Below are 24829 nucleotides of genomic sequence, written 5' to 3' on the forward strand. Positions count from 1 at the left end.
GTGAAGGTTTGAAGGAGAATGCAATGAAGGACAGGCGTTTCCACCTCGGCTGGTTCCTGCAAGGCTCCAGCGTGCAGGCCTGGGGCGAGCCCTGGACCGGCAACATAGGCCAGGAATGGATGCAGCCGGAGTTCTTCACGGAAATGACGCGCAACCTGGAGCGCGCCTGCTTCGATTACGTCCTGATCGAGGATTCATCCTATGTGGGCGAAAGCTTTGGCGGCACTCGCGACGTGTATCTGCGCGACGCCATCGCCGTGCCACGGCAGGATCCTTCAGTGCTGGCCACCATTCTGACGCAGAAGACGCGGCACATCGGGATCGTGCCGACCTTCGCCACCTTCGCCTACCCGCCCTATCTCCTGGCGAGGCTGGTGGCCACGCTGGACCAGGTTTCCAATGGCCGGATCGGCTGGAACGCCGTTACCGGGAGTTCTGATTTCGCAGCACGCAATTTCGGGCTGGAAGGGCTGCCGGAGCACGATCTGCGCTACGACATGGCCGACGAGTACATGCAGGTGGTGAATGGGCTATGGGGGTCTTGGGAGCCGGGCGCGTTGCTCGCCGACACGGAAACCGGCGTCATGGTCGATCCCACCAAGGTGCATGCCGTCAACCATGAAGGACGCTTCTACAAATCGCGCGGTCCACTCAATTCGGGCCCCTGCGTGCAAGGCCGCCCGGTGATCGCGCAGGCCGGCGGCTCACCCCGTGGGCGGCAATTTGCGGCACAGCATGCCGACACCATCGTTGCCAGCATCAAGGGCACGGCAGGGATGAAAGCCTATCGCGACGATATTCGCGCCCGCATGGCTGCGGCAGGGCGTGACCCGGATTCCTGTAAAGTGCTGTTTCTGATCTCGCCCATCATCGGCGACACGGAGGCTGAGGCCTGGTCGCGCAAGAAGCGGCGCGACGAGCACAATGCGGCGCATCTGCATCTGCGCATGGCGCATCTTTCCAAAATCACCAACATCGACTTCTCCGCCCTGCCGCTGGACGAGCCGCTGGGCAAGCTGACCACCAACGGCCATCAGCAGAGCCTGGACGAGTTCCTGAAGCGTGCCGGCAACAAGACGCTGCGCGAGGCCATGGCGATCTACAACGAGGCCGGCTCGCTGCAGCTGATCGGCACGCCGGAGCAGATCGCGGATCGGATGGGCGAAGCGATGGATGAGGTCGGTGGCGACGGCTTCCTGTTCTCCCTGCCCGACACCAGCCGCCGCAGCGTGGCCGAGGTGGCGGACGGGCTGGTGCCTGCCCTTCAGAAGCGCGGTCTGATGCGGCGCAACTACGCGCACGATCATTTCCGCGACAATCTGCTGGCGTTCTGAGCAGCCCGCCGCACAGGCGGGCCGCCTGCTACCCGGCGGTGACCCCGGCCGCCCGCACCAGAGGCTCCCACTTGGCCATCTCGGAGCGCAGCCAGTCCGCGGCGCTCTCCGGGGTGGAGTCGGCACGCGGCTCGACCGTCAGCTCGCTGAAGCGCTGCCGCAGCTTTTCCTGCCGCATCACCTTGTTGGCCGCGTCGTTCATGGCCGTCACGATTTCCGGGGGCGTGCCGGCGGGAGCGAAGATCATGTGCCAGGTGTAGGCCTCGTATCCTGGCAATCCCGCCTCGGCGAAGGTCGGGATGTCCGGCAGTTGCGGCAGTCGCTTTGCCGAGCTGATCGCAAGCCCCCGGGTCTGCCCTTCCCGCACGCTGTTCACGCCGTCGGAAGCCACGTTGAGGAACATGGTGAGGTTGCCGTTCAGCAAATCCGGCATCGCCGGCGCCGAGCCGCGATAAGGAATGTGGTTGACCTGCAGGTTGCCTGCCTGGTGCAGGAACAGCGCGGTGGCCAGATGCACCGCGCCGCCGGCGCCGGAGCTGCCATAAGTGTAGCGGCCTGGAGCGCTGCGGAACATCTCGATCAGCTCGCGCAGCGACTGCGCCGGCACGTTCTTGTTGACTTGCAGCAGCATGGGAATGATGCCGACCAGCGCCACCGGCTGGAAGTCGCGGACCGGATCGAAGCTGAGATTGGGGAAGAGCGGCCGCAGGACCGAGTGTGCCACGGTGCTGTAGAGGAAGGTGTGCCCGTCCTTCGGCGCACGCGCTACCGCCTCGCTGCCCACCACTACGCCGGAGCCGGTACGGTTTTCCACCACTACCCTCTGCGGCAGGGCGGATGACAGGCCCTCCGCCACGGCACGGGCCGCCACGTCGGTGGGACCGCCGGCAGCAAAAGGACAGATCAGGCGGATCGGGTCGCTGGGCCAGGTCGCCGCCCGGGCGGGCAGCGCGGCGCCCAAACCGACGATGGCGGGCATAGCCAGCACCGCCCGGCGCTTCAGCTGGGTCATGGTCATCCTCCCTGCGATGCTTGCTGCATCTTGGGGAGAACTGTTTCATCGCCGATGCCTGCGGGCAAGAACTTCCGGTGGCCGGGCCAGGCTCAGCGTCCGCGGGTCTGCCGATCTGTATCTTCCGAAGCATCATGCCCGAAGGCACGGCTCGGCGCGTCGGGGATCCGCAGATCCGGGTCGCCGCCGCCTGCACGCTCCAGATGCGACTTCAGGCTTTGCAGCGCCGCCTCGGCCGCGTGCAAGGCAGCCTCGCGAGGGGTTTCCGGCTCCGTGGGGTCGGCGGCAATGGCCACGTCCTTGTCCAGCCGCAGCGTCAACCGTGTATCCTGACCCGCCGCCGTGACGTGCCATTCTCCGCGTGGCTCGAAATCCCAGCTGACCTTGCCGTCTTGCCGGTGCAGCCCACCTTGCGGAATGTTGCCCTCCTCGCGCCGCAGCTGCGGCAGCCAGTCGGGGATGTGCGCCGGGTCGGCCAAGTAATCGAGAACTTCGGCCGGCGGCCTTGAGATGGTGATGGCCTGTTCCATGCGGGGCAGAACGCCACCGCATGGGTTGCGGTTGCCCCTCCTCACCAAACCGGGTCGCGCCTAGGCTGATGCCATGCTCCAGACCGTGATCGAAGACCTGCTCGCCCGCCAGCCCGCCATTCGCGCCCGGCTGGACGATTTCCTCCGCCTGCCTAGCGTGGGCGGCGACCCCGCCTTTGCCGACGGAATGCAGGCGACGCGCCGCTTCCTGCTGGACTGGCTGCGCGACACTGGCCTACGCGATGCGCAACTGCTGGATGGCGGCGGGCAGCCGGCGGTTTATGCCTCCTGGACGGGCGCGCCGGGCCGTCCGACCGTGCTGATCTACGGCCATTACGACGTGCAGCCTGCCGCCCCGCTGGATCACTGGCGCACGCCGCCCTTCGAGCCGACCGAGATCGACGGCCGCCTTTACGCGCGCGGGGCTTCCGACGTGAAAGGTTCCACCACCATCGCCCTAGAGGTGATCGCGGCATTCCTGCGTGCCGGCGGCTGCCCGGTGAACGTCAAGCTGTTCCTGGAAGGCGAGGAGGAAACCGGCTCCCCAAGCCTGCGCCGCATCGTGGAACAGCACCGTGACTTGCTGGCCGCCGACGCCATGATCTCCGCCGATGGCGGCCGCGCCAGCCAGACCCGCGCCACGGTGAACGTCGGCGCGCGCGGTTCCACCGCCTTCGAGATCGCGCTGCGCACGGCCTCCAAGGAAGTCCATTCGGGCCGCTATGGCGGCACCATCCGCAACGCACTGCATGAGATGTCCGTGCTGGTCGCCTCGTTGCATGGACGCGACGGGCGCATCGCCGTGCCGGGCTTTCTCGACGACGTGCCCGAACTCACGCCTCAGCAGCGGGCCGAAACCGCCGCCTTCGCGCCCGATGAGGACGCCTTTATCGCCGAGATCGGCGCCTGCGCCTTCGGCGAGCCGGGCTACACCTTGCGCGAGCGCGTGACGCTGCGCCCCGCCATCGACGTGAACGGATTGTGGGGCGGGTATACCGGCGTGGGCGGCAAGACCGTGATCGCCGCCGAAGCCTTCGCCAAGCTCAGCATCCGCCTGGTGCCCGGACAGGACCCGCTGCGCGCGAGGGATGCGGTGGCGGCACACCTTCGCGCCCTCTGCCCGCCCGGCAGCGAATTGGTTTTCCAGTTCGGGCGCGACGGCTCCCCCGCCTCCTCACTGCCTTCCGACCATCCGCTGCTGCGCGCCGGAATGGCGGTGTGGCGGCAGCTTTCCGGGCAGGAACCGATTCCGGTGCGGCTCGGTGCCACCGTGCCGATCACGGCGATTTTCAAGGAGATGCTGGGCATCGACACGCTGATGTTCGGCTTCAACCTGCCGGATGAGGATGTGCACGCGCCCAACGAGTTCTTCCACCTGGATTCTCTTCCACTTGGGCTGCGCGGCTGGTCCATGCTGCTGGCCGAACTTGGCGCCATGCCGTCCGCAGCATTCGACCGGGTCCGGTGAGCCTGCTTCTCGGCCTCTTCGCCAGCGCCTTCCTGTCGGCCACCCTCCTGCCCGGCTCCTCGGAGGCGGCGCTGCTTGCGCTGCTGGCGGCCTCGACGATCGAGCCCTGGCTGCTGGTCGTCACCGCCACGGCCGGCAACATCCTGGGCTCCTGCGTCAACTATGCCATTGGGCGTGCGATCGAGCGCTTCCGCAACCGGCGCTGGTTCCCCGTGGAGGCGCGCCGCTACGATCAGGCCATGGGTTGGTACCGCCGCTTTGGCCGGTGGTCGCTGCTCGCATCCTGGGTGCCGGTGGTAGGCGATCCGCTGACGGTGGTGGCCGGCGCCCTGCGCGAGGATTGGCGCGTCTTTCTGGCGCTGGTCACGCTGGGCAAGGGCGCGCGCTACGCCGCCATTGCCGGCGCCTTCGCGGCCTGGCCGCGTTGAGCCTCAAGGATCGGCATAGCCCAGCGGCCGCAGCACCAGTTCACCCTGCCGCGGGTCCTCGCGGAAGAACAGCCCGCCCCGGCGCTGCGATCGATCGGGCACGTAGTCGAACTCCAGCAGGCTGGTTTCCACGACCTGCCCTTCCCGGCGGATCTCTCCCTGCACGCGCAGGCTGGCGGCCGTCTGGTTGCCGAGGTTCTGCGCGGTCACCGGCAGGTGGTAGCCGAGGCCGGGTCCGAGCGCCTCGGCTGTGCCGGCCTCCAGGCGGATGCCGGGCGGGGTGTCCGGCCGCAGCAGTGCCTGGTGCAGCAGGATGCCGAGGACGGCCACCAGCATGATCAGGCCCAGCAGCCCGGCCAGCCTCTCGGGCCAGGGTGCCTTGCCGCGGGCGCTCACAGCACCAGCCGCGCCGCCGCGCCCCCCAGAGCGCCGGGAAACGCCAGCACGATGATGGCCGTCAGCGCCGCCGACAACCCGAGCCCGTCCAGCCGCCCGAAGGTCCAGAGGATGTAGCCGCAGACCAGGAAGGTGACGGCGTAGCCGACGATGGAGTAGCGCAGGAACAGGTCCCAGAACCCGCCCTGCCGCCGGTCATCCTCGCCATAGAAGCCCACCTCGTAGACGAACGCATGCAGCAGGATCACGGAGAACAGCGTCAGGGCAATGGCGTGCCAGGGCGTCATCATGTAGGCGATCAGCACCATCTCCTCCGTTGGCGCCAGGTTGAACGCCAGGTAGAGAGCGCCCGCGGCCATCAGGAACAGCGCCGCCGGATACCCGGCCCGCTCCTTGCGCCGCTGTTGCCGTCCGCCCTCCTCGCCGAACTGCGCACGCGCCAGGACGGCACCCATCGCGGCGGTCACCGTTTGCAGGGCGACCTTGCCGTTGATGGCATGCACGTCCTCGCGTGCCCAGTCGATGACGTTGCAGAGGGTCAGCACCAAGACCGACACCACGGCGCCGACGAACAGCGCCAGAAAGGCCTCACGCAGCGCTCCCTTCCAACCCTCATCCGCATCGCTTCCCGTCAGCATGGCGAGGCCCGTCAGCAACGGCACCGACAGGCACAGGAACAGCGCCAGCCGTACCGGATAGGTGGCCGAGCCCAATTCCCACATCTCCATGGTCATCAGGATGGGGAGGGCAAAGACTCCTGCCCCGGCCGCGGCCCGCCCCAGTTCGCGGAAGGATCTCGGCAACCGGTCTCCTCGTTCAGGCATGTCACGCTAACGCTGCGAAGGGGTGGAAGTCACAACGGCTTGCCGCGGTGTGGCGCCGGCGGCTAATTCCCGCCACATGCGGAATTTCGATGCGATCGTTCTGGGCGCCGGCGCGGCCGGGCTGATGTGCGCGCTGCGCGCCGGGCAACGCGGCCGGCGCGTGCTGGTGCTGGACCATGCCCGGCAGGCCGGCTCCAAGATCCTGATCTCGGGTGGCGGGCGCTGCAACTTCACCAACACCGGCACGGTGCCGGGCCGCTTCTTCTCGAACAACCCCCATTTCGCCAAATCGGCCCTCAGCCGATACACGCCCGCGGAGTTCCTGGCGCTGGTGGAAAAGCACCGCATCGCGTGGCACGAAAAGACGCTGGGCCAGCTCTTCTGCGATGGCTCTGCGCGGCAGATCGTGGACATGCTGCTGGCCGAATGCATGGCGGGCGGGGCCGAGATCCGCACCGGCCACCGCATCACCGATGTTTCCCGCGCCGATGGGTTTCGCGTCTCTAGCGACCACGGCGAATTCAGCGCGCCCGCCCTGGTGCTGGCGACGGGCGGCCTGTCCATTCCGAAGATGGGCGCCACGGGGCTGTCGCTGGACCTCGCGCGCCGCTTCGGGCTGCCGCTCACCGAAACCCGGCCGGCGCTGGTGCCGCTCACCTTTTCCGGCGAAATGCTGGAACTGATGCGGCCTTTGTCGGGCGTGTCTCTCCCCGCCGTGGCACGTCTTGGAAAGCAGGCCTTTCCGGAGGCGGTGCTGTTCACCCACCGGGGCTTGTCCGGCCCGGCCATTCTGCAGATCTCCTCCGCCTGGACTGAGGGCGTGCCGCTTCGCCTCGACCTGCTGCCCGATCGCGATGCGGGCATGGAGCTGCTGGCCGCCAAGCGCGCCCGGCCACGCGCGGAGCCACGCACGGCCCTGGCGGAGCTGTTGCCGCAGCGCCTCGCCCAATCCCTTGCCGCAAGCTTCCTGCCGGACCGCATCCTTGCCGAGCAGACCGACAAAGATCTGCGTCGACTCGGCGCCATGCTGCGGGACTGGAACCTGACGCCGTCCGGCACTGAAGGTTACGCCAAGGCGGAAGTGATGCTCGGAGGCATCGATACCACCGCTCTCTCTTCGCAGAGCATGGCCGCCCGCACGGTGCCGGGGCTGCACGTCATCGGCGAGGCGGTGGATGTCACCGGCTGGCTCGGCGGCTACAACTTCCAATGGGCCTGGGCCAGCGGCTGGGCCGCAGGCGGCTCGGTCTGACCCGTTCAGCCGGGCGGCTGGCTCGGGGCGCGGCTGCCGGGACGCAACGCTTCGCGCGGGTGGGTCAACGGGGCACGGCCATCCGGTCCTACCTTCAGTTCCTGGAACTCGCTATCCACCCGCTGCCCGTTGCCTGAACCCGGCGCATCCACTGCCGCCGGTGCCGGACCGGAGCCGGAGCCGTTCTGTTGCCCGGGCTGGGCGGGAATGGAGTGGGTTTCCCCGGTCAGTGCGCCGGGTGCAGGGGACGAAGGATTCGAAGGTGCCTGCGCCAGGGCCGAGCCGGCGAGGCCAGCGGCCAGCAGGGCGGTCGGAAGGAACGGTCTCATGGGTCTCGGTCCGGTTGCTCGCGGTCGGGAAGCGTGCCGCCCAATGCCAACCTCCGAGTGGCACGGCCGGTTGCCGGGGAGGATCGCAGCCCTCCCCTGCTTCCCCCGCATCGCCGACCCTTCGCGAGCGGCCTCGATCGACCAGCGCTGCTAGACGGCTTCCAGTTCGGCCATCCATGCCGGCATGGACGCCCAGGCGAGGACATGATCCCGGTGCACGGCTCAGGCGGGCTCCAGTTCCACGTCATAGGTCAGGAAGCGGTTGGCCACTGGCGCGTACACCGCAACGGCAATAGTCGGACCATGCAGGGTGAGCTGAGCCGGGGTCGGTGCGTCGTCCATCTCGGTGGCGAGCGTGCCGAAAGGCGGGCGGACAAGCGGCACATCAGGTAGCCGCGCAGCGACCACGAAAAGGGGTCAAGGCTGACGATCCGCAACTGGAGCTCGGCCATCGCCATTCGCCGCCTCCATTATGACGTTGCAACCATATTCGCGCCACGGGCTTGACGGAATGGTCATGAATGAAGGACCACCCTGGCCGGGTCATGCGGGAAACATTTCCGTGATCGGGTACGGCGCCGACCCAGAACGCGGGAGGGGCCGTGCCAGGGCTGGAAACGGGTTCGCGATTTGGCGGAACGGCTCCGGTTCAGGCATTCTGGTTTGCGGGAGACACGCCTGCCGATGATGTATCAGCTCTACCAGGCCCAGCAGGACCTGCTTACCCCGTTCCGGGCTTTCGCCAAGGGAACCGGCGCCGTGCTGCGGCAGTTCGACAATGGCCGTCCGGAAACCTTTCCGCTACGTCATTTCACCGCCGCGTTGGAACTGCTGGGATCGAGTGGAATCACCCATATCCGGCCTTCCTTCGGTTTCACCACCGTGGAGATCGGCAACCGGGACGTCACCATTACCGAGGAGCCCGTCTTCTCCACGCCCTTCGGAACGCTGCTGCACTTCCGCAAGGACATGGAGGTTGAGCAGCCCAAGGTGCTGGTGGTGGCACCGATGTCGGGGCACTTCGCCACCCTGTTGCGCGGAACGGTGCAGGAGCTGCTGCCGGAGAACGATGTTTACATCACCGACTGGACCAACGCCCGGGACGTTCCTGTTTCCGCCGGGCGCTTCGGCATGGACGAGTTCGTTGACCATGTGATCCGCTTCCAGGAGGAGATCGGACCGGGAGCGCACATCCTCGCCGTGTGCCAGCCCGCGGTGCCGGTGCTGGCGGCCGTGGCGTTGATGTCGGAAGACCGCAACCCGGCCACTCCGCGCTCCATGGTGCTGATGGCCGGGCCGATCGACACGCGGCAATCGCCCACCAAGGTGAACGAGCTGGCCAACGAGCATACGATTGCCTGGTTCCGAGACAATCTGGTGGACACGGTGCCTTGGCGTCTCAAGGGCGGGGGCCGCCGCGTCTATCCTGGCGCCCTGCAGATCACTGCCTTCATGTCCATGAACATGAACCGGCACATGAACGCCCATGTGGAGCAGTTCCGGAACTTGGTGGGCGGTGATTCCGAACTGGCCGACGCGCATCGCCGCTTCTACGACGAATACCTGGCCGTCATGGACCTGCCGGCGGAGTTCTACCTGGAGACGGTGGAATCCGTGTTCCAGAAGCATGATCTGGCTCTAGGTCGCATGACGCACCGCGGCCGGCCCGTGCGGCCGGAGGCCATCGAGCGCACCTTCGTCCTCACCGTGGAGGGCGAGCGTGACGATATTTGCGGCATCGGTCAGACTTCGGCGGCGCTGGACCTGTGCAGCGGCCTGTCCACGCGCATGAAGCGCCATCACCTGCAGACCGGCGCCGGCCATTACGGCGTGTTCAGTGGCCGTCGCTGGGCTCGCGAGGTCTACCCACGGGTGCGCGGCCTGTTCGAGGAAGCCTCGGCCTGACCCTCCGGGGCTGAGAAGCGGCGGCGGAAGGGGCGGGCCGCAGCGTCCCTGGGTTCACCCCGCCCCCCGCTTGGCCTTATCCTTCCGGCTCATTCCCGGCAGAGGAGAACGCCATGCCCGAAATCCAGATCCAGGCCAGCGACGGCAGCGGCGGCTTCGGCGCCTACCTCGCCATGCCCAAGCAGGTGCCCACCGGCGCCGTGGTCATGATCCAGGAGATCTTCGGCGTGAACCACGCCATGAAGTCGCTGTGCGACTGGGTGGCGGATATGGGCTTCATCGCGGTCTGCCCCGACCTCTTTTGGCGCATCGAGCCGGGCATCGACCTGACCGATGGCTCAAAGGAGGAATGGGACCGCGCCTTCGCCCTGATGAACGCCTTCGACCAGCAGAAGGGAATCGAGGACCTGAAGGCCACCCTTGCTGCCGCCCGCGTGCTTCCGGGCTGCAATGGCCGCGCCGGCACGATGGGCTTCTGCCTTGGCGGGCGCCTTGCCTTCATGATGGCCACTGACTCGGATGCCGATTGCAACATTTCCTACTACGGCGTCGGTATCGACGGGCTGCTGGAGGGGAAAGACCGGATCAGCAAGCCGCTGCTGCTGCATGTGGCCGAGAAGGACCGCTTCGTTTCCGAGGAGGCACGCGGCAAGATGCAAGCGGCGCTGACCGGCATGGGCGGCGTGGCCATGCACGTTTATCCGGGCGTGGATCATGCCTTTGCCCGCATGGGTGGCCATAGCTGGGACGGGCGCGCCGCCACCATCGCCAATGGCCGCACCGCCGAGTTGCTGGCCGTCACCCTCGCCTGACTGCCCGGCCGCAACCGGTCAGCGGCTGCGGATTTTCTTTGCCTTTCGCAGCCGTTCCAAGAATAGGCCATCCATGCCCCGCCCCGCCGCCCCCGTCCGCGTCAGGACATCCCGCCCATGAACGGCGTGGACCACCCCGAGGAAGCCGCCCGTCTGGCGGCGCTGCGGCGGAGCGGGCTTCTCGATACGCCGCCCGAGCGCGGCTTCGACGATCTGGTTCGACTGGTCGCCGAATTGCTGGAAGCGCCGATCGCCGCCATCCACCTGATCGGTGCCGACCGGCAATGGGCGAAATCCGAGTACGGCCTAGGCCGTCGGGAAATGCCGCGCGACATTTCCTTCTGCCGGCACACGCTGCATCAGCCGAGCGGCCTGGTGGTGCCGGATGCGGCACGGGACGAGCGCTTCGCCGCCAATCCGCTGGTGACGGGCGCGCCCGGCATCCGCTTCTATGCCGGCCAGCCGCTGCTGTTCGAGGGATATCCGGTCGGCGCGCTGTGCGTGATCGACACCAAGCCCCGGCCAGGCGGGCTGACTGCGCGGCAACGCTCGGTGTTGCGCGGGCTGGCGGAACTGGCCAGCGGACAGATCGCCCTGCGCAGCGCCGCCGCCGAACGCCAGCAGGCGGAAGCGCTGCGGCAACAAACGCTGGATAGCGCCACCGACTACGCCATCATCACCACCGATATCGGCGGCCACATCACCGGCTGGAATACCGGGGCCGAGAACATCCTCGGCTGGACCGAGGCGGAGGTGCTCGGCCAGAGCGTCGAGATCCTGTTCGATGCCGATGACCCCTCGGCGCAGCGGGCCTCCCGCATGCTGGGGCGTGGCAGCGAGAATCGCTGGCATCGCCGCAAGAATGGCAGCCGCTTCTGGGGGCGGGGAGCGACCACGCCGCTGCGGGACGAGGCGGGGCGTGTCACCGGCTATGTCCGCGTCACCCGTGACCGCACCGCCGAGCACCTGGCCTCCGAGGCGCTGGACGCGGTGAACGAGCGCTACCGCCTGGCGGCCCGTGCCACGAACGACGCCATCTGGGACTGGGATCTGCGCAGCAACCTGGTGCTTTGGAACGAGGCGCTGGAAAGCGCCTATGGCCACCCCCTCGATCAGGTCGAGCCCTCAGGCGACTGGTGGCTGCGCCATATCCATCCCGCCGACCGCAAGCGCGTGCATGACAGCATCCACGCGGTGATCGATGGAGATGGCGCGGAATGGACCGAAGAATACCGGTTTCGCCGTGCCGACGGCACCGACGCGCATGTGCTGGACCGCGGCTTCGTGATCCGTGACGAGGCCGGCCGAGCCCTTCGCATGATCGGCGCCATGCTCGACCTCAGCCGGCGGCGGCGCATCGAGGCGGAGCTGCGCAGCACGGAGGACCGGCTGCGGCTCGCCACGGATGCCGCCGGCCTCGGCACCTTCGATTATTTTCCTGCCACGGACCAGTTGCACTGGGACGATCGCTGCCGCGCCCTGTTCGGACTGCCTCCGCGTGTCCCCGTCTCCTATGAGAGTGCCTTTCTCGCCGGCCTTCATCCCGCGGATCGCGAAACCGCCGATGAGGCGGTGAAGCGCGCCCTGGACCCCTCGGGCGATGGTCGCTTCTCCGTGGAATACCGCACCATCGGGCTGACCGATGGGGTGGAGCGCTGGATCGCCGCCACGGGCCAGGCCTTTTTCGAGAATGGCGCGCCGATCCGGATGATCGGGACAGTGCTCGACATCAGCGAGCTGAAACGTGCAGAGGCAAGGCTTCGTGAATGGAACGAGGCGCTGGAACGCCGCGTGGAGGAGCGCACTCAGAGCCTGCGCGAAGCCGAGGAAGCGCTGCGCCAGAGCCAGAAGATGGAGGCGGTTGGCCAGCTCACCGGCGGTCTGGCGCATGACTTCAACAATCTTCTGGCCGGGATCGCAGGCAGCCTGGAAATGCTGGAAACGCGCCTGGCGCAGAATCACACCGAGGGTATCGCCCGCTACATCGAGGCGGCGCGAGGCGCCACGGAGCGGGCGGCGGCGCTGACCCATCGCCTGCTGGCCTTCGCCCGCCGGCAGACCCTGGATCCGCGGGCGGTCGAGGTGAACCAGCTGGTGGCCGGAATGGAGGAGATGATCCGCCGCACGGTCGGCCCCAATATCCGCTTGGTGGTGGAGGCGGAACCCGCCCTCCCCGCCGTGCTGTGCGATGCCAATCAGCTGGAGAACGCCCTGCTGAACCTGTGCATCAATGCTCGCGACGCGATGCCCGATGGGGGCACGTTGCGCATCGTCACCGCCCTTGCCCCTGGTGAGCCGGGCTGGGTGGCGCTCCGCGTTCAGGATGACGGCGCCGGCATGGCGCCGGAGGTGGTCGCGCGCGCCTTCGATCCCTTCTTCACCACCAAACCCATTGGCCAGGGCACCGGTCTCGGCCTGTCCATGGTGTATGGCTTTGCCCGGCAAAGCGGCGGCCAGGCCCGCATCGAAAGCAGCCCGGGCCAGGGCGCGATGGTGGAGATCCTGCTGCCGTTGCATGAAGAGGCCGTCACGGCTCCTCCGGCCGCGGCACGATCCGATTCCGCCGAGCCGGCCTTGTCACACGGTACCTCGATACTGGTGGTGGATGACGAGCCCAGCGTACGCATGCTTCTGGTGGAGCACCTGGAAGCGCTGGGCTACGGGGTCCGGGAGGCCGGCACCGGCCATGCCGCTCTGGAGCTGGTGAAGGCCGGGCCCGCGCCGGACATGCTGGTCACCGATGTCGGCCTTCCCGGCGGCATGAACGGCCGGCAGCTGGCGGATGCGGTGCGGCAGCGCCATCCCGATCTGCCCGTGCTGTTCATCACCGGCTATGCCGAAAGCACGGTGTTCGGCAACACGCCGCTGGCCCCAGGCTTCGCCATCATGACCAAGCCCTTCTCCATCCGCGCCCTGGGGGACAAGGTGGGCGCGATGCTGGCCGCACCGCGCCCCGGCTGATCAGCCCAGCACCGGCATGGAGAAGCTGGCGCCGGCCCGTATCCCCTTCGGCCAGCGCACCGTGCCAACCTTGTAGCGGGTGTAGAAGCGCACGCCTTCCGGCCCATGGATGTGGTGATCGCCGAACAGCGAGCGCTTCCAGCCGCCAAAGGAATGGAAGGCCATCGGCACCGGGATGGGCACGTTGACGCCGACCATGCCGGTCTTCACGCCCGACAGAAAGGCCTGCGCCGTGTCTCCGTCGCGGGTGAAGATGGCGCTGCCATTGCCGAATTCATGATCGTTGATCAGCTTCAGCGCGCTGTCGAAATCGGGTGCGCGGGCGATGCCGAGGACAGGACCGAAGATCTCCTCGTCATAGCATTTCATGCCCGGCTTGACCCGGTCGAGCACCGTGCCGCCGAGGAAGAACCCATCCTCGTAGCCCTGCAGCGTCAGGCCGCGGCCGTCGACCAGCAGCTCGGCGCCCTCGGCCACGCCGCCCTCGATGTATCCCACCACCTTGTCGCGATGCGCGGCGGTGACCAGAGGGCCCATTTCCGCCTCGGGATCCGTCCCGGGACCGACCTTCAGCGCGCGCACCTTGGGCAGCAGCCGCTCAATCAGCGCGCCCGCCGCGGCCTCGCCCACCGGCACGGCGACCGACACGGCCATGCAGCGCTCGCCGGCCGAGCCGAAGGCCGCGCCCATCAACGCATCCACCGCCTGATCCATGTCGGCATCGGGCATGACGATCATGTGGTTCTTGGCGCCGCCCAGCGCCTGCACGCGCTTGCCGTTCTCCGTGCCGCGACGGTGCACATACTCGGCGATCGGCGTGGAGCCGACGAAGCTCACCGCATCCACATCCGGATGATCGAGCAAAGCGTCGACGGCCGGCTTGCCGCCATGCACCACGCCGAAGACGCCATCGGGAAGCCCGGCTTCCTTGAGCAGCAGCGCGATCTCGTTGCCGAGGCTGGGGTCACGCTCCGACGGCTTCAGGATGAAGGCATTGCCGCAGGCCAGCGCCACCGGGAACATCCACATCGGCACCATGGCCGGAAAGTTGAACGGGGTGATGCCGGCGACCACGCCCAGTGGCTGCCGCATCGCCACGGAATCGATGCCGCGGCCAACACCTTCACTGAACTCGCCTTTCAGCATCTGGGGGATGCCGCAGGCAAACTCCACCACTTCCAACCCACGCTGCAACTCGCCCTTGGCATCGGACAAGACCTTGCCGTGCTCGGCGGTGATAATGGCGGCCAGGCGGTCGGTGTGGCGCTCCAGCAAGTCCCGCAGCCGGAACATCAGCCGCGCGCGGGCATGGGCCGGCGTCGCGGCCCAGGCCGGCCAGGCGCGGCGCGCGGCGCTGACGGCCAGATCGACCTCGGCCGCATCGGCCAGGCCAAGCTGCGCGGAGACCGCACCTGTCGCGGGATTGTAGACCGGCGAAAACCGGCCGGTGCGGCTCGGCACCTCGGCGCCGCCGATCATGTGGGGAATGGTCTTCATCGTGCTTGTCCTCCCTCGGCCCAGACCTGGCGGTACAGGGCGGTGATGGCCTCCGCGTCGGGCACCATCGGGTTGTTGGCAGGGGAGCCGGAAGCCAGCGCCTGCTCGGCCATCAGGGGCAGCAGCCCGTTCCATTTCGCTTCGTCGATGCCATAGGCGCGCGGACCCGGCACGGCGAGATCGCTGTTCAGAGCCCGCAACTCGTCGAGCAGCGCGGCCGTCGCGGAGGCATCGTCACGGCCTTCCTGAATCAGTCCCATGGCACGCGCGCATTCAGCATAGCGGCGCTCGGCGGCCGGCACCGAATAGGCGGTGACGACGGGCAGCAGCATGGCGTTGGACAGGCCGTGCGGCACATGGAAGTGCGCGCCGATCGGGCGACTCATGCCGTGCACCAGTGCCACGGAAGCGTTGCTGAAGGCGATGCCGGCTTCCGTCGCCCCCAGCATCATCGCTTCCCTTGCCTCCCGGTCTGCGCCATCCCGGTAAGCTCGGCGCAGATTGGCGGCGATGCGTCGCACGGCATTCAGCGCGAAGCCGTCCGAGAATGGATTGGCGCGCCGCGATACATAGGCCTCGATGGCGTGGGTCAGCGCATCGACGCCGGTATCGGCGGTCAGCCGCGCGGGACAGGTCAGCGTCAGCTCGTAATCGACAATGGCCGCGACCGGCAGGAAGGAGGCGCCGATGCAGAGCATCTTCTCATGCGTTTCGCTATCGGTGACGATGGTGAAGCGCGTTGCCTCGGACCCCGTGCCCGCCGTGGTCGGGATGGCGATCACTGGCAAGGCCGGGCCATTGTTCAGCGCCGGCGCCTTGTGGTCGCGCATCCGCCCACCCTGCTTCGCCAGCACGGCGACGGCCTTGGCGGTGTCAATGGGCGAGCCGCCGCCGAGTGCCACGATGCAGTCGCAATCCTCGCCCCGCACCGCGGCGCGGGCACGGTCCACAGCGTCGCTGTCGGGCTCGGGCACGGTATCGGAAAAGATCGCGGCGCTGCCGAGCATCCCCTGCAGGCGCTCGGCCAGGCCGATTTTCACCATCATCGGATCGGTGACGATCAGCGGCCGCGAAAGGCCGAGGCTGTCGAGCACCCCCTTGGTCTCGGCGAGTGCTCCGCCGCCGATCCGCATGATGCGGGGCAGCGCGATGGCTGCGATCATCCTGGCGTCCTCCTTCTTGTTCTGGCGCCGAGGCTAGGCGCGCACCCCCTTGCGGAAAAGGGGAAATGGCGCCGAGAACCTGTGCGGAAATGCCGAAGGATCACCATGCCCCGTCGCTTCGACTGGAACGATCTGCGCTACCTCCTGGCCGTTTCCCGCGCCGGAACCGTCTCGGAAGCCGCACGGCGTCTGGGCGCCGACCACGCCACAGTGATCCGCCGCATCGACGCCCTCGAACAGGCGCTGGACGCCAAGCTGGTGGAGCGCAACCCGCGCGGCTACCATCTGACCCAGCGCGGCGAGGCTCTGCTCGCCTCCGCCCGCCGCATCGAGGAAGAGGCCGAGCAGGCCCAACGCGCCCTGGCCGGCGGGGAAGCGCCGCTCTCAGGCCTGGTTCGCATTTCCTCCCTGGAGGGTTTCGGCAATTTCTTTCTGGCCGGGCGCCTGCCGCGGTTCGCCGCGCGCAACCCGGATGTCGCGGTGGAACTGTTGACCATCCAGCAGATCCTGGCCCTGTCTCGCCGCGAGGCCGATCTCGCCATCACCCTGGCCCCGCCCGAAAGCGAGCGCTTCCTGCGCGAGAAGCTCACCGACTATGTGCTCATGGTTTACGGCACGGAGGAGTATCTCGGCCGCGCACCGCCGCTGCGCCGGCCCGAGGAGCTCGGCGCCCACCCCTTCATCAGCTACATCGACGATCTCGTCTTCATGCGCGGGCTGGACTACCTGGACGAGATCCGCCGGGGCCTTCGCGCCCGGCTGCAAAGCTCCAGCCTTCATGCGCAGATGGAGGCGGCCTGCGCCGGGCACGGCCTCTGCGTGCTGCCCGCCTTCATGGCCCGCACCCGGCCGGAACTCCGCGCCGTGCTGCCCCGGGAGGTACGGCTGGTGCGCAGCTACTGGATGGTGTCGGACGCCGACCTGGCGGGAACCCAGCGCCTTCGCGCCATGCGGAATTTTATCCGGGAAGAAGTCGCAGAAGCCCGGGCCATGTTTCAAGGTGAGGCGGCTTGAGAGAGGGCTTCCCTTTCACGCCTGCAAGGCGGTGCCTCACGGCCATCGCAAGCCTTGGTCCCTTCGGAACACCCTTTGCAGAAGGATCCGCCTATCGCCTGAAATGCGGCGGAACCCGATGGTACGCACCCGCTGCCCGTCCAGGACCGGCACCGGGCTCCATGGAGGCACCGAAAAGCTTGATGTGGCGGAACAACTCACCCCGGGTGGGGCACCGTCGCCCCGATCAGATCCGACTCCCGCAGCAGGGCAGCCAGCCGCCCCTCGTCCCAGCCTTCCGTGCCGACGGGGCGGCGGGGCAACACCATCCAGCGGAAATCCGCTGTGGAATCGACGACCCGCACTTTCGTGGCGTCGGGGATTGCCGTGCCCCATTCCTCGCGCAGCAGCCCGCGCGGGTCGCGCACGGCGCGGGCGCGGAAGGCAGCTGATTTGTACCAGTGCGGCGGGTAGCCCAGCAGGGCCCGGGGATAACAACTGCACAGGGTGCAGACGATCAGGTGGTGCAGCCCCTCCTCGTTCGACAAGACCCCCAGTGGCGGCGCGCCTGGCAGGAAGATGCCCATTTCCTCCACTGCCCGCGTGCCGTTCTCCAGCAGCCGTGCGCGGAATGCATCATCTAGCCAGGCTCGCGCGACCACGGCGGCACCGCGCGCCGGGCTGGCCTCGGCCATCACGTCCGTGCTGTGGCGCATGGCCTCCTCGGTGACCACGCCCTTCTCCAGCAGCAATTGCCGGAACCCCGCCAGCAGGCGGTCAGGGGCGATTTGGACCAGGTTCATGCCGCCGCCTCCAGCCAATGCTCGTAGATCTCGACGAGAAACTCGTCGCCGGGCCTGTTCTCGGACCAGATGCCGTCCTGCGCGAAGCGCACATGGTAGAGCGGCACCTTCTCGGCCGGCCGCGCGAAGGCCAGGTCCTCCGGGTTGGGAAACGCCCCCAGCAGGCGCAACACCACTCCTTCCCGCCCCCGCAGGTAATGCGGCGTGCGGATATGCACGCGGCCGCGCGCTTCCGGCCAGTCATCGCGCACGCGCACAGGGTCCCCGGCGTCGAAGCGGCTCATGCGGCCAGCCTCGCGCTCAGCTCATCCTCGGTGATGACACCCTTCTCCAGCATCACCGTGACCATGGAGTAAAGCCAGCGCTGGTAGTAGGAGGAGCGGTCATAGGTTTCGGCACCCAGCCCCTCGATGCCACGCCGCATTTCATCGACGGTGAACAGCCCGGTTGCGCCCAGCACCTGGCGCAGCGCATCCACCTGTCTGTCGAAATCGGTCAGCTCATGATGCGTCTTGTCCAGCTTCTCGCAGGCAAAGCGGGACACGCCGCCCATGTCGTGATGCGCGCGGGCGGGCGCTTCTTCCGGCAACATCATCCTCTCCCCCTTGGGTCGGGATGAGCCTCGCTCCGCCCGGCCCGCCGCGTCAACCGCCATGCCACGCCTCGCGCCGCAGCCGGTAAAGCACCTGCCGGCGCAGCACGTGCCCTTCGGGCAGACGCGGGTGGTCGAACTCGCCTGCGCGGCACATTCCCAGCCGCTCCATCAACCCCCAGGAGGCCGCATTGCCGGGAGCGGTGAAGGCGACGATCTCACCAAGCCCGAGCGTGCCGAAGCCGTGACTCAGCGACAGCTCCGCTGCCTCGCGAGCCAGGCCCTTTCCGTGGAATGGCGTGGCGAGACGCCAGCCAATTTCCACCGGGGGATCGTTCGGCGCTTCCCACGGAATATTCGCCCATGGCAGGCACGCCAGCCCGCACAGCCCGATGGCACCCGGCCTGTTCCGGAGTTCCACCGCCCAGAAGCCATAGCCATGCGCCGCGAAGTGCCCGCCGATCCGATCCATGAAGCCGTCCGACTCCGCTGCGGTCAGGGGTGCGGGAAAGTGCCGCATCACGGCGGGATCGGCGTTCAGCGTGGCGAACGCGCTGCGGTCGTCCGCGCGCCAAGGCCGCAGCATCACGCGGGCACCGTGCAGGGTGGTCATCCTGTCTCTCCTTCCGGCGCAGCCGGTCCTGCCCAGGCCATCCTGAACAGGAGAAAACAAAACGGCCCGGCGCGGAATGCCTTACCCGAAGTTTTGGCCATCCCGCCCCCACGGTCTATGCTTGCCTCAACGGAGGAACCCTGAATGATCCCAGAGGCTGTTGAGGCGCTTGCCGCCCGCATCCCGGACGGCGCCCGCATTGCCCTGCCGCCGGACAACTCCCTTCCCTCCCTGGCTCTGGCCAAGGCCCTGATCCGCCGCGGCGCGCGGGGGCTGCGGCTGATCGGCGTGCCGGTTTCCGGCTTCGCTACCGACCTGCTGATCGGCGCCGGCTGCGCGGTGGAGGTCGAGACCAGCGCCGTCAGCCTCGGCGAGGCCGGCTTCGCGCCGCGCTTCTCGGCGGCGTTGAAGGAAGGCCGCCTGACCGTGCGGGACGCCACCTGCCCCGCCATGCATTCCATGCTGCAGGCCGCCGAGAAGGGTGTGCCCTTCATGCCGCTGCGGGGCCTGATCGGCAGCGACATCCTGGCCAACCGGCCCGACTGGCGCGTTGTCGATAATCCCCTGGCCGATGGCGGCGACCCGATCGTCCTGCTGCCCGCCCTGTCGCCCGATTTCGCCCTGTTCCACGCCGTGCTGGCCGACCGCGAAGGCAATGTCTGGGTTGGCCGGCGCCGCGAATGCGCGACGCTGTCCCACGCCGCAAAGCAGGCCCTGGTCACGGTGGAGCGGCTGCATCCCGGCAATCTGCTGGAGGATGAGCGCCTGGCCCCCGGCACCATCAGCGCCACCTACATCTCCGGCGTCGCCGTGGCGGAGCGCGGCGCACATCCCGTGGCGCTGCTCGACGAATACGGCGCCGACGCAGATTACGTGGCCGCCTATGCCCGCTCCGCCAAAACCGAGGCCGGCTTTCGCGACTGGCTGGAGCAGCACGTGCTGGCGCTGGAGCCGGCCCAATGATCAAGGCGGAGGAACGTCTCGCCGCCAGCCTTGCACGGCTGATCCTGGACCCGGGCGCGCCGCCCGCCCGCCATATCGCTGTCGGCGCGGCCTCGCCCATTCCCGCCGCAGCCTGCTGGCTGGTGCGGAAATCCGGGCATGACGTGCGGCTGTCCCTGCTGCACAAGCGCAGCGGCAATCCGTTTACCGAGGGGTCGCGCGAGTTGTTCGACCTCACCGGTCAGGGGCGGATAGACCTGTTCTTTCTGGGCGGCGGGCAGATCGACGGGCAGGCCAACATCAACCTGATCGGCACCGGCGACTGGCCGGGAACGGGAGTGCGCTTTCCCGGCTCCTTCGGCAGCGCCTTCATGTACATGATGACGCCGCGCACCATCCTGTTCCGCGAGGAACATTCGCCCCGCGTGCTGGTGCCGCATGTCGAACATGTTTCAGCGCCCGGCGTCTCTGCCCCCGGGGTGTTCCGGCGCGGCACGGCCCAGGCGCTCGTGACCGGCAAGGGCGTGTTCCGCTTCGACGCCGCGCGCGCCCGCTTCACCCTGGAAAGCGCCGCCCCCGGCGAGGATGCCCACAGCCTCCGCGCCGCCACCGGCTTCGATTATGACGAGCCGGCCAACCTGCCACAAACCCCGGACCCGACGCCAAAGGAACTCGCCCTGCTGCGCGGCCCGGTCTGCGACGAGATGCTGGAAACCTATCCCGATTTCTGCGCCCGCGTGTTCGAAAGGAAACAAGCCGCATGACCGACGCCATTCCTACCCTTGAAGGCGCCGGGCTGGCGCAATCCGCGGGCGCGCTGGCGGGCCTCAAGGTTATCGACCTGACGCGCGTGCTGGGCGGCCCCTACTGCACCATGATCCTGTCCGACCACGGCGCCGAGGTCATCAAGATCGAGCCGCCCCAGGGCGACGAGGTGCGCGAATGGGGCCCGCCCTTCGGCCCGGAGGAAGCCGGCGCCGCCGCCAGCTACTTCATCGGCGTGAACCGCAACAAGCAAAGCATCGCGCTCGACCTCGGCAAGCCAGAGGGGCGCGAGGTGCTGCTGCGCCTGCTGGAAGACGCCGACGTCCTGATCGAGAATTTCAAGCCAGGATCGATGGAGAAGTGGGGCCTGGGCTACACTGACGTGCTGAGCCAGCGTTTCCCGCAGCTGGTGCATTGCCGTGTGTCCGGCTTTGGCGCCACGGGTCCGCGTGGCGGGCTGCCGGGCTACGATGCCATTGTGCAGGCCATGGTCGGGCTGATGTCGATCAACGGCACCGCCGATAGCGGCCCCGTCCGCATGGCCACGCCGGTGGTGGATTTGGCGACCGGTCTTTACTCCGCCATCGGTATCCTGATGGCGCTGCAGGAGCGGGCCCGCTCCGGCCAAGGGCAATATGTGGACATGACGCTGCATGACTGCGGCATGGCGCTGCTGCACCCTCACGCCGCCAACTACCTGCTGAACGGCAAGCGGCCGAAGCCGACCGGCAACCCGCACCCGAACATCTCGCCCTATTCGGCCTTCCGCACCGCGACCTGTCAGATCTTTGTCGCCTGCGGCAACGACCCGGCCTTCCGCAAGTTCTGCACCTTTCTCGGGCTCGAAGGACTGCCGGACGATCCGCGCTTTCGCAGCAATGGCGATCGCGTGACCAACCGGGAAGCGCTGACCGCCATTCTGGAGGAACGGCTCGGTGCCGAGGACGGGCACTCGCTCTGTGACCGCATGCTGGCCGCCGGGCTGCCCGCCGGACCGGTGCTGAACGTGGACGAGGCGCTGGCCGAACCGCACACGGCGCATCGCGGGATGGTCACCGAACTCGGGGCCTTCCGCGCGCTGGGCACGCCGATCAAGCTGTCGCGCACGCCGGGCGGCACCCGCGCCGCGCCGCCGCGCTTCGGCCAGCACGGCGATGCGGTTCTCGCGCGCCATGGCTATTCGGAAGAGGAGATCGCGGCGCTGAAGCAACAGGGCATCCTGTTCGAGAAGCGGCGCTAGACCAGGGGGCACGCGCCCGGGCACCCGGCGCGGCGCAGCACCGAAAGCCATGGGCGCAGGGAGCATGCTTCCTGACCCTTGGCGTGGAGGCGGTGCCTCCCTCGCCGTGCGATTGGCGAACAAGAGACGGAGCGCTTTCCAGCCTGACAGGGGCTATGGCAGCGAGGCACGTCGAAGGACCGCCCCATGCCGAACACCTCCTTCGGGAATGGCCATCCGTGACCGCTCGCCTATGGGGCCTGATGCTGCTGCTGTCCCTGGCCTGGGGCTGCAGCTTCCTGTTCATGCACCTGTCGCTGGAGGCCTGGCCGCCGCTGACGGTGGTGCTGTCGCGGGTCGTGCTCGCCTCGTTGCTTCTGTGGCTGCTGGTGGCCGCCGAACGCAGGCGCCTGCCCCTGACGCGGCCGGTGCTGGTGGCCTGCCTCGGCATGGGGCTGCTCAACAACGTCATCCCCTTCACCCTGCTGATGTGGGGCCAGACCATGATCCCGAGCGGCCTTGCCTCGGTGGTCAATGCCGTGACGCCGGTGTTCACGGCGGTGGTGGCCCATCTGGCCACGGCGGATGAGAAGCTGACCGGCCCGCGCCTGGCCGGGGTGCTGACCGGGCTGCTCGGCGTGGGTGTGCTGGCCGGACCGGCCGCCTTCTCCGGGGGAGTTGAATTCCATGGCATCCTGCTCGGCCTCGGTGCCTGCGCCAGCTATGCGTTGGCGGCTGTATGGGGCCGGCGCTTCCGCCGCCTGAGCGTGGCGCCCGTGGCCGCGGCGGCCGGCCAGACCTCCGCCAGCACCCTGATGGTGCTGCCCCTGGTGCTGGTGTTCGACGCGACCTCCATGCTGCCGTGGCCGGCGCCCCAGGCCTTGGTCGCGATCCTCGGCCTGGGCCTGGTATCCACGGGCATTGCCTATGCGCTGTTCTTCCGGATCCTGGATGCCGGCGGCGCCACGGCATCGGCCTTGGTGACGCAGATCGCGCCTGTGTCGGCCATTCTGCTCGGCGCTGCCATCCTGGGGGAAGCCCTGTTGCCGCGGCATTTCCTGGGCATGGCGCTGATTGCCTCGGGGTTCGCCCTGCTCGACGAGCGGGTGCTCCGCAGCCTGCGCCGCCCCTGAAGACACTCGGCGGTCAGACTTCCTTTACCGCATGCCCCGATTTTTAGGTCTCCATCGCGGCAGGACGCCCGGAACGACGATCCGTGAGAGGATTGCCGCGTGGCGCTACTGGTCTCGGGCGACGTGCCCAACTCTATTCTGGAGAACAACCGTCCCGGAGACTGGGTTGCCACTCTTGCCCTGATCGGCCCGATGGTTGCCCAGGAAGCGCGTGTGACCGGTGCGGCCACGAAGTTGTTCGAAGCCTCGGTGGATCATTTCAGCGGCAAGATCACCATCCTGCCCCTCTTGTCCTTTGACCGCGAGGCTTATCCCTCCGGCGCCGACCCGGTCTTCGTTCTCGGCTTGGAGGTGATGGTTGAAGGCATCTGGCAGAAGGTAAGCCAGACTTGGTCGGTGACCCTGCAAGGGGTGGATGACTCGCCCCCGCGCGACGTGTTCTTCGCTACCGGCGGCTATGTGCTGGAGAACGATGTCGGCGGGATCATCGGCCGCATCCAGGGGCGTGATGCCGACACCCCGACCAGCAAGCTCACCTATGCCATGGCGGGCCAGTCCGACTGGTTCTTCGAGATCGTGGACGGCAACATCCTGAAGCTGCGGGATGGCGTCGACCTTCTGGGCAAGGGCGGCCAGGTCATCGAGGTGCAGGTCGAAGTGTCGGATGGCTATCGGGAAGCTAGCTTCATGCTGGCCATCCAGGTCTTCAATGTCGAGGATGCCGACGATCTTCCTGCCCCCCCACCGGTGGAGGTTCCGGTTGAGCCCCCTGGCGGGCAAGACCCCGATCCGACCGATCCGGGACCGGGCGATCCTGGCACGTCGAATCCTGGCACGTCCGACCCTGGCACGTCCGACCCTGGCACGTCCAACCCTGGCACGTCCGGCCCCGGCACGTCCGGCCCTGGCACACCGAACCCCGGCAGCGGTGACCCCGAGCCCTCCGATCCCGGCCCGGTCGCTCCCGGCCCAGGCTTACCCGGAGATGGTGGCCCGGTTCCGCCAGCACCTGAGGCAGCATCGGCTGTCTCGCTCAGGGTGGAGGCGCGGGCCAGCCTGGACACCGCCAGCGGGTTGACCATCCGCTGGCAGGCGGAACAGAAGACGCTCTGGAGCGATGGCCATAGCGAGATCCGTGTTCTGGCCGGCGAAGCGCTGTGGCGGCCACCCGACATGGTGCTGCGTGATCTCGCCGCCGGTTGGTCGGGCGCCGAGTCGCAGCCTGTTCGTACCGAATGGACCGAGCTTCTACCCCTGGCTTCCGTGCTGGGCGCTTCCGGCATCTGGACGGCGCAGGACAGCGGCGTGATCCCGTTGACCACGGTGCTGCGGGATGCTCTGGCACATGACGACCCCAGCGTCCTCGCGCTGACGGATGGGCAGCTCATGGCCATGCTGACTAGTCCGGCACAGGACAGAAGCATTGTGGCCGACAACCTGCTGTTCCACATGACGCTGGGCAGCGCCGTGCCTCCGTCGTCCCCGGCAACGGCCCGCTCCGACCTTCCACTGAGCGCCGATGCCCTGGTTTCCACCATGTACCAGGCCTTGCTGGGCCGCGCTCCGGATGGCGGGGAGCTCGCCTTTGGCCGCATGCTGCTCGGCCAGGACAGCGATGGCAGTAGCCTGGTGCAGCGCCTGTCCCAAAGTGGTGAAGCGTTTGCCCTGCAGCAAGCGCAGGATGATTCCAGCTTTGCCGCCTCGCTGCACGCGCTGTTCAGCGATGCGCCGCCGGATGCCGGCGGTCTGGCGCACTGGACCGGCCTGCTGGGCAGCGGAGCACTGAGCCGAGGAGAGCTGGCGCTGTCGGTGTTGGGACACTACGATGTCTTCGGCTTCTGAAGCATCCATTGCAAAC

Annotated in this window: 25 protein-coding genes; 13 read left to right on the forward strand and 12 right to left on the reverse strand. The window is 68.0% G+C overall.

The annotated features are described in order from the left end of the window. Positions 1-23 precede the first annotated feature (23 nt). Positions 24-1334, forward strand: coding sequence for an NtaA/DmoA family FMN-dependent monooxygenase (locus tag ACFOD4_RS15600; RefSeq protein WP_379597847.1), 1311 nt, complete (start codon positions 24-26; stop codon positions 1332-1334). Between the two features lie 28 nt (positions 1335-1362). Here ACFOD4_RS15600 and ACFOD4_RS15605 read toward each other — a convergent pair whose 3' ends face one another. Together ACFOD4_RS15605 and ACFOD4_RS15610 are read right to left on the reverse strand one after the other, a co-directional pair. Then, positions 1363-2346 carry a Bug family tripartite tricarboxylate transporter substrate binding protein gene (locus tag ACFOD4_RS15605; protein WP_379597849.1) on the reverse strand — a complete coding sequence of 328 codons (984 nt, stop codon included), beginning with the start codon at positions 2344-2346 and terminating at the stop codon, positions 1363-1365. Between the two features lie 92 nt (positions 2347-2438). After that, positions 2439-2876, reverse strand: coding sequence for an SRPBCC family protein (locus ACFOD4_RS15610; protein WP_379597851.1), 438 nt, complete (start codon positions 2874-2876; stop codon positions 2439-2441). Between the two features lie 73 nt (positions 2877-2949). Here ACFOD4_RS15610 and ACFOD4_RS15615 point away from each other — a divergent pair, with 73 nt between their 5' ends. Both ACFOD4_RS15615 and ACFOD4_RS15620 read left to right on the forward strand, forming a co-directional pair. After that, positions 2950-4344 carry a M20/M25/M40 family metallo-hydrolase gene (locus ACFOD4_RS15615; RefSeq protein ID WP_379597853.1) on the forward strand — a complete coding sequence of 465 codons (1395 nt, stop codon included), beginning with the start codon at positions 2950-2952 and terminating at the stop codon, positions 4342-4344. Further along, the gene (locus ACFOD4_RS15620; protein WP_379597855.1) at positions 4341-4772 is read left to right on the forward strand and encodes a YqaA family protein; all 432 of its coding nucleotides are present in this window, start codon (positions 4341-4343) and stop codon (positions 4770-4772) included. Before ACFOD4_RS15615 ends, ACFOD4_RS15620 begins: the two co-directional genes overlap by 4 nt. Before the next feature lie 3 nt (positions 4773-4775). On the opposite strand, the gene ACFOD4_RS15625 is transcribed toward ACFOD4_RS15620, so the two are convergent. Both ACFOD4_RS15625 and ACFOD4_RS15630 read right to left on the reverse strand, forming a co-directional pair. Beyond that, positions 4776-5168: a hypothetical protein gene (locus ACFOD4_RS15625; protein ID WP_379597857.1), complete on the reverse strand. Its 393-nt coding sequence runs from the start codon at positions 5166-5168 to the stop codon at positions 4776-4778. Then, a complete protein-coding gene (locus ACFOD4_RS15630; RefSeq protein WP_379597859.1) occupies positions 5165-5971 on the reverse strand; it encodes a TIGR02587 family membrane protein in 807 nt (268 codons plus the stop codon). Before ACFOD4_RS15630 ends, ACFOD4_RS15625 begins: the two co-directional genes overlap by 4 nt. 97 nt (positions 5972-6068) lie before the next feature. Between ACFOD4_RS15630 and ACFOD4_RS15635 the strand changes: the two genes are divergently transcribed. Further along, positions 6069-7244: a BaiN/RdsA family NAD(P)/FAD-dependent oxidoreductase gene (locus tag ACFOD4_RS15635; RefSeq protein WP_379597861.1), complete on the forward strand. Its 1176-nt coding sequence runs from the start codon at positions 6069-6071 to the stop codon at positions 7242-7244. A 5-nt stretch (positions 7245-7249) separates the two neighbouring features. Here the strand turns inward: ACFOD4_RS15635 and ACFOD4_RS15640 are convergent, their stop codons facing one another. Beyond that, positions 7250-7573, reverse strand: coding sequence for a hypothetical protein (locus tag ACFOD4_RS15640; RefSeq protein ID WP_379597862.1), 324 nt, complete (start codon positions 7571-7573; stop codon positions 7250-7252). 222 nt (positions 7574-7795) lie between these two features. Beyond that, a complete protein-coding gene (locus ACFOD4_RS15645; protein WP_379597864.1) occupies positions 7796-7957 on the reverse strand; it encodes a glutathione S-transferase family protein in 162 nt (53 codons plus the stop codon). A 300-nt stretch (positions 7958-8257) separates the two neighbouring features. Here ACFOD4_RS15645 and ACFOD4_RS15650 point away from each other — a divergent pair, with 300 nt between their 5' ends. The 3 genes from ACFOD4_RS15650 to ACFOD4_RS15660 all read left to right on the forward strand — a co-directional run bounded on the left by ACFOD4_RS15650 (position 8258) and on the right by ACFOD4_RS15660 (position 13251). Then, a complete protein-coding gene (locus ACFOD4_RS15650; RefSeq protein WP_379597866.1) occupies positions 8258-9478 on the forward strand; it encodes a polyhydroxyalkanoate depolymerase in 1221 nt (406 codons plus the stop codon). A gap of 113 nt (positions 9479-9591) precedes the next feature. Then, a complete protein-coding gene (locus ACFOD4_RS15655; RefSeq protein WP_379597867.1) occupies positions 9592-10290 on the forward strand; it encodes a dienelactone hydrolase family protein in 699 nt (232 codons plus the stop codon). 117 nt (positions 10291-10407) lie between these two features. Next, complete coding sequence (locus tag ACFOD4_RS15660) at positions 10408-13251, forward strand: PAS domain-containing protein (RefSeq protein WP_379597869.1); 2844 nt, start codon at positions 10408-10410, stop codon at positions 13249-13251. On the opposite strand, the gene ACFOD4_RS15665 is transcribed toward ACFOD4_RS15660, so the two are convergent. Both ACFOD4_RS15665 and ACFOD4_RS15670 read right to left on the reverse strand, forming a co-directional pair. After that, positions 13252-14748 (reverse strand): CoA-acylating methylmalonate-semialdehyde dehydrogenase, encoded by a 1497-nt coding sequence (locus ACFOD4_RS15665; RefSeq protein WP_379597871.1) that lies wholly within the window; start codon positions 14746-14748, stop codon positions 13252-13254. Beyond that, entirely contained in the window at positions 14745-15911 is a 1167-nt protein-coding gene (locus ACFOD4_RS15670) for an iron-containing alcohol dehydrogenase (protein ID WP_379597873.1), read from the reverse strand. The genes ACFOD4_RS15665 and ACFOD4_RS15670 overlap by 4 nt, the downstream gene beginning before the upstream one ends. 105 nt (positions 15912-16016) lie before the next feature. On the opposite strand from ACFOD4_RS15670, the gene ACFOD4_RS15675 reads away from it, so the two are divergent. Next, positions 16017-16925 (forward strand): LysR family transcriptional regulator, encoded by a 909-nt coding sequence (locus ACFOD4_RS15675; RefSeq protein WP_379597875.1) that lies wholly within the window; start codon positions 16017-16019, stop codon positions 16923-16925. A gap of 197 nt (positions 16926-17122) precedes the next feature. On the opposite strand, the gene ACFOD4_RS15680 is transcribed toward ACFOD4_RS15675, so the two are convergent. Genes ACFOD4_RS15680 through ACFOD4_RS15695 form a run of 4 tightly spaced genes read right to left on the reverse strand, consistent with a single transcriptional unit; the run spans position 17123 to position 18912 of the window. Continuing rightward, positions 17123-17707, reverse strand: a complete 585-nt coding sequence (locus ACFOD4_RS15680) for a nitrile hydratase subunit alpha (RefSeq protein ID WP_379597877.1) — start codon at positions 17705-17707, stop codon at positions 17123-17125. Beyond that, a complete protein-coding gene (locus ACFOD4_RS15685) occupies positions 17704-17991 on the reverse strand; it encodes an SH3-like domain-containing protein (RefSeq protein ID WP_379597879.1) in 288 nt (95 codons plus the stop codon). Before ACFOD4_RS15685 ends, ACFOD4_RS15680 begins: the two co-directional genes overlap by 4 nt. Continuing rightward, the gene (locus ACFOD4_RS15690) at positions 17988-18299 is read right to left on the reverse strand and encodes a nitrile hydratase (protein WP_379597881.1); all 312 of its coding nucleotides are present in this window, start codon (positions 18297-18299) and stop codon (positions 17988-17990) included. Before ACFOD4_RS15690 ends, ACFOD4_RS15685 begins: the two co-directional genes overlap by 4 nt. Before the next feature lie 52 nt (positions 18300-18351). Further along, positions 18352-18912, reverse strand: coding sequence for a GNAT family N-acetyltransferase (locus tag ACFOD4_RS15695; RefSeq protein WP_379597883.1), 561 nt, complete (start codon positions 18910-18912; stop codon positions 18352-18354). A 144-nt stretch (positions 18913-19056) separates the two neighbouring features. Here ACFOD4_RS15695 and ACFOD4_RS15700 point away from each other — a divergent pair, with 144 nt between their 5' ends. The 5 genes from ACFOD4_RS15700 (at position 19057) to ACFOD4_RS15720 (ending at position 24813) form a co-directional block, all read left to right on the forward strand. Further along, positions 19057-19875: a CoA transferase subunit A gene (locus tag ACFOD4_RS15700; RefSeq protein ID WP_379597885.1), complete on the forward strand. Its 819-nt coding sequence runs from the start codon at positions 19057-19059 to the stop codon at positions 19873-19875. Next, complete coding sequence (locus ACFOD4_RS15705) at positions 19872-20618, forward strand: CoA synthetase (RefSeq protein WP_379597887.1); 747 nt, start codon at positions 19872-19874, stop codon at positions 20616-20618. Before ACFOD4_RS15700 ends, ACFOD4_RS15705 begins: the two co-directional genes overlap by 4 nt. Continuing rightward, on the forward strand, positions 20615-21859 hold the full coding sequence (locus ACFOD4_RS15710) for a CaiB/BaiF CoA transferase family protein (RefSeq protein ID WP_379597888.1): 1245 nt from the start codon (positions 20615-20617) through the stop codon (positions 21857-21859). The genes ACFOD4_RS15705 and ACFOD4_RS15710 overlap by 4 nt, the downstream gene beginning before the upstream one ends. A gap of 218 nt (positions 21860-22077) precedes the next feature. Continuing rightward, on the forward strand, positions 22078-22971 hold the full coding sequence (locus tag ACFOD4_RS15715) for a DMT family transporter (protein ID WP_379597890.1): 894 nt from the start codon (positions 22078-22080) through the stop codon (positions 22969-22971). Between the two features lie 99 nt (positions 22972-23070). Next, a complete protein-coding gene (locus ACFOD4_RS15720; RefSeq protein WP_379597892.1) occupies positions 23071-24813 on the forward strand; it encodes a DUF4214 domain-containing protein in 1743 nt (580 codons plus the stop codon). Positions 24814-24829 lie beyond the last annotated feature (16 nt).

Source organism: Teichococcus globiformis (assembly GCF_042646265.1).
Classification (GTDB): Bacteria; Pseudomonadota; Alphaproteobacteria; order Acetobacterales; family Acetobacteraceae; genus Pseudoroseomonas; species Pseudoroseomonas globiformis.

Coding starts and splice junctions, on each gene's coding strand:
- ACFOD4_RS15600 (WP_379597847.1), top strand. CDS start 24: ATGAAGGACAGGCGTTTCCACCTCGGCTGGTTCCTGCAAGGCTCCAGC.
- ACFOD4_RS15605 (WP_379597849.1), bottom strand. CDS start 2,346: ATGACCCAGCTGAAGCGCCGGGCGGTGCTGGCTATGCCCGCCATCGTC.
- ACFOD4_RS15610 (WP_379597851.1), bottom strand. CDS start 2,876: ATGGAACAGGCCATCACCATCTCAAGGCCGCCGGCCGAAGTTCTCGAT.
- ACFOD4_RS15615 (WP_379597853.1), top strand. CDS start 2,950: ATGCTCCAGACCGTGATCGAAGACCTGCTCGCCCGCCAGCCCGCCATT.
- ACFOD4_RS15635 (WP_379597861.1), top strand. CDS start 6,069: ATGCGGAATTTCGATGCGATCGTTCTGGGCGCCGGCGCGGCCGGGCTG.
- ACFOD4_RS15640 (WP_379597862.1), bottom strand. CDS start 7,573: ATGAGACCGTTCCTTCCGACCGCCCTGCTGGCCGCTGGCCTCGCCGGC.
- ACFOD4_RS15650 (WP_379597866.1), top strand. CDS start 8,258: ATGATGTATCAGCTCTACCAGGCCCAGCAGGACCTGCTTACCCCGTTC.
- ACFOD4_RS15655 (WP_379597867.1), top strand. CDS start 9,592: ATGCCCGAAATCCAGATCCAGGCCAGCGACGGCAGCGGCGGCTTCGGC.
- ACFOD4_RS15660 (WP_379597869.1), top strand. CDS start 10,408: ATGAACGGCGTGGACCACCCCGAGGAAGCCGCCCGTCTGGCGGCGCTG.
- ACFOD4_RS15665 (WP_379597871.1), bottom strand. CDS start 14,748: ATGAAGACCATTCCCCACATGATCGGCGGCGCCGAGGTGCCGAGCCGC.
- ACFOD4_RS15670 (WP_379597873.1), bottom strand. CDS start 15,911: ATGATCGCAGCCATCGCGCTGCCCCGCATCATGCGGATCGGCGGCGGA.
- ACFOD4_RS15675 (WP_379597875.1), top strand. CDS start 16,017: ATGCCCCGTCGCTTCGACTGGAACGATCTGCGCTACCTCCTGGCCGTT.
- ACFOD4_RS15680 (WP_379597877.1), bottom strand. CDS start 17,707: ATGAACCTGGTCCAAATCGCCCCTGACCGCCTGCTGGCGGGGTTCCGG.
- ACFOD4_RS15685 (WP_379597879.1), bottom strand. CDS start 17,991: ATGAGCCGCTTCGACGCCGGGGACCCTGTGCGCGTGCGCGATGACTGG.
- ACFOD4_RS15690 (WP_379597881.1), bottom strand. CDS start 18,299: ATGTTGCCGGAAGAAGCGCCCGCCCGCGCGCATCACGACATGGGCGGC.
- ACFOD4_RS15695 (WP_379597883.1), bottom strand. CDS start 18,912: ATGACCACCCTGCACGGTGCCCGCGTGATGCTGCGGCCTTGGCGCGCG.
- ACFOD4_RS15700 (WP_379597885.1), top strand. CDS start 19,057: ATGATCCCAGAGGCTGTTGAGGCGCTTGCCGCCCGCATCCCGGACGGC.
- ACFOD4_RS15705 (WP_379597887.1), top strand. CDS start 19,872: ATGATCAAGGCGGAGGAACGTCTCGCCGCCAGCCTTGCACGGCTGATC.
- ACFOD4_RS15710 (WP_379597888.1), top strand. CDS start 20,615: ATGACCGACGCCATTCCTACCCTTGAAGGCGCCGGGCTGGCGCAATCC.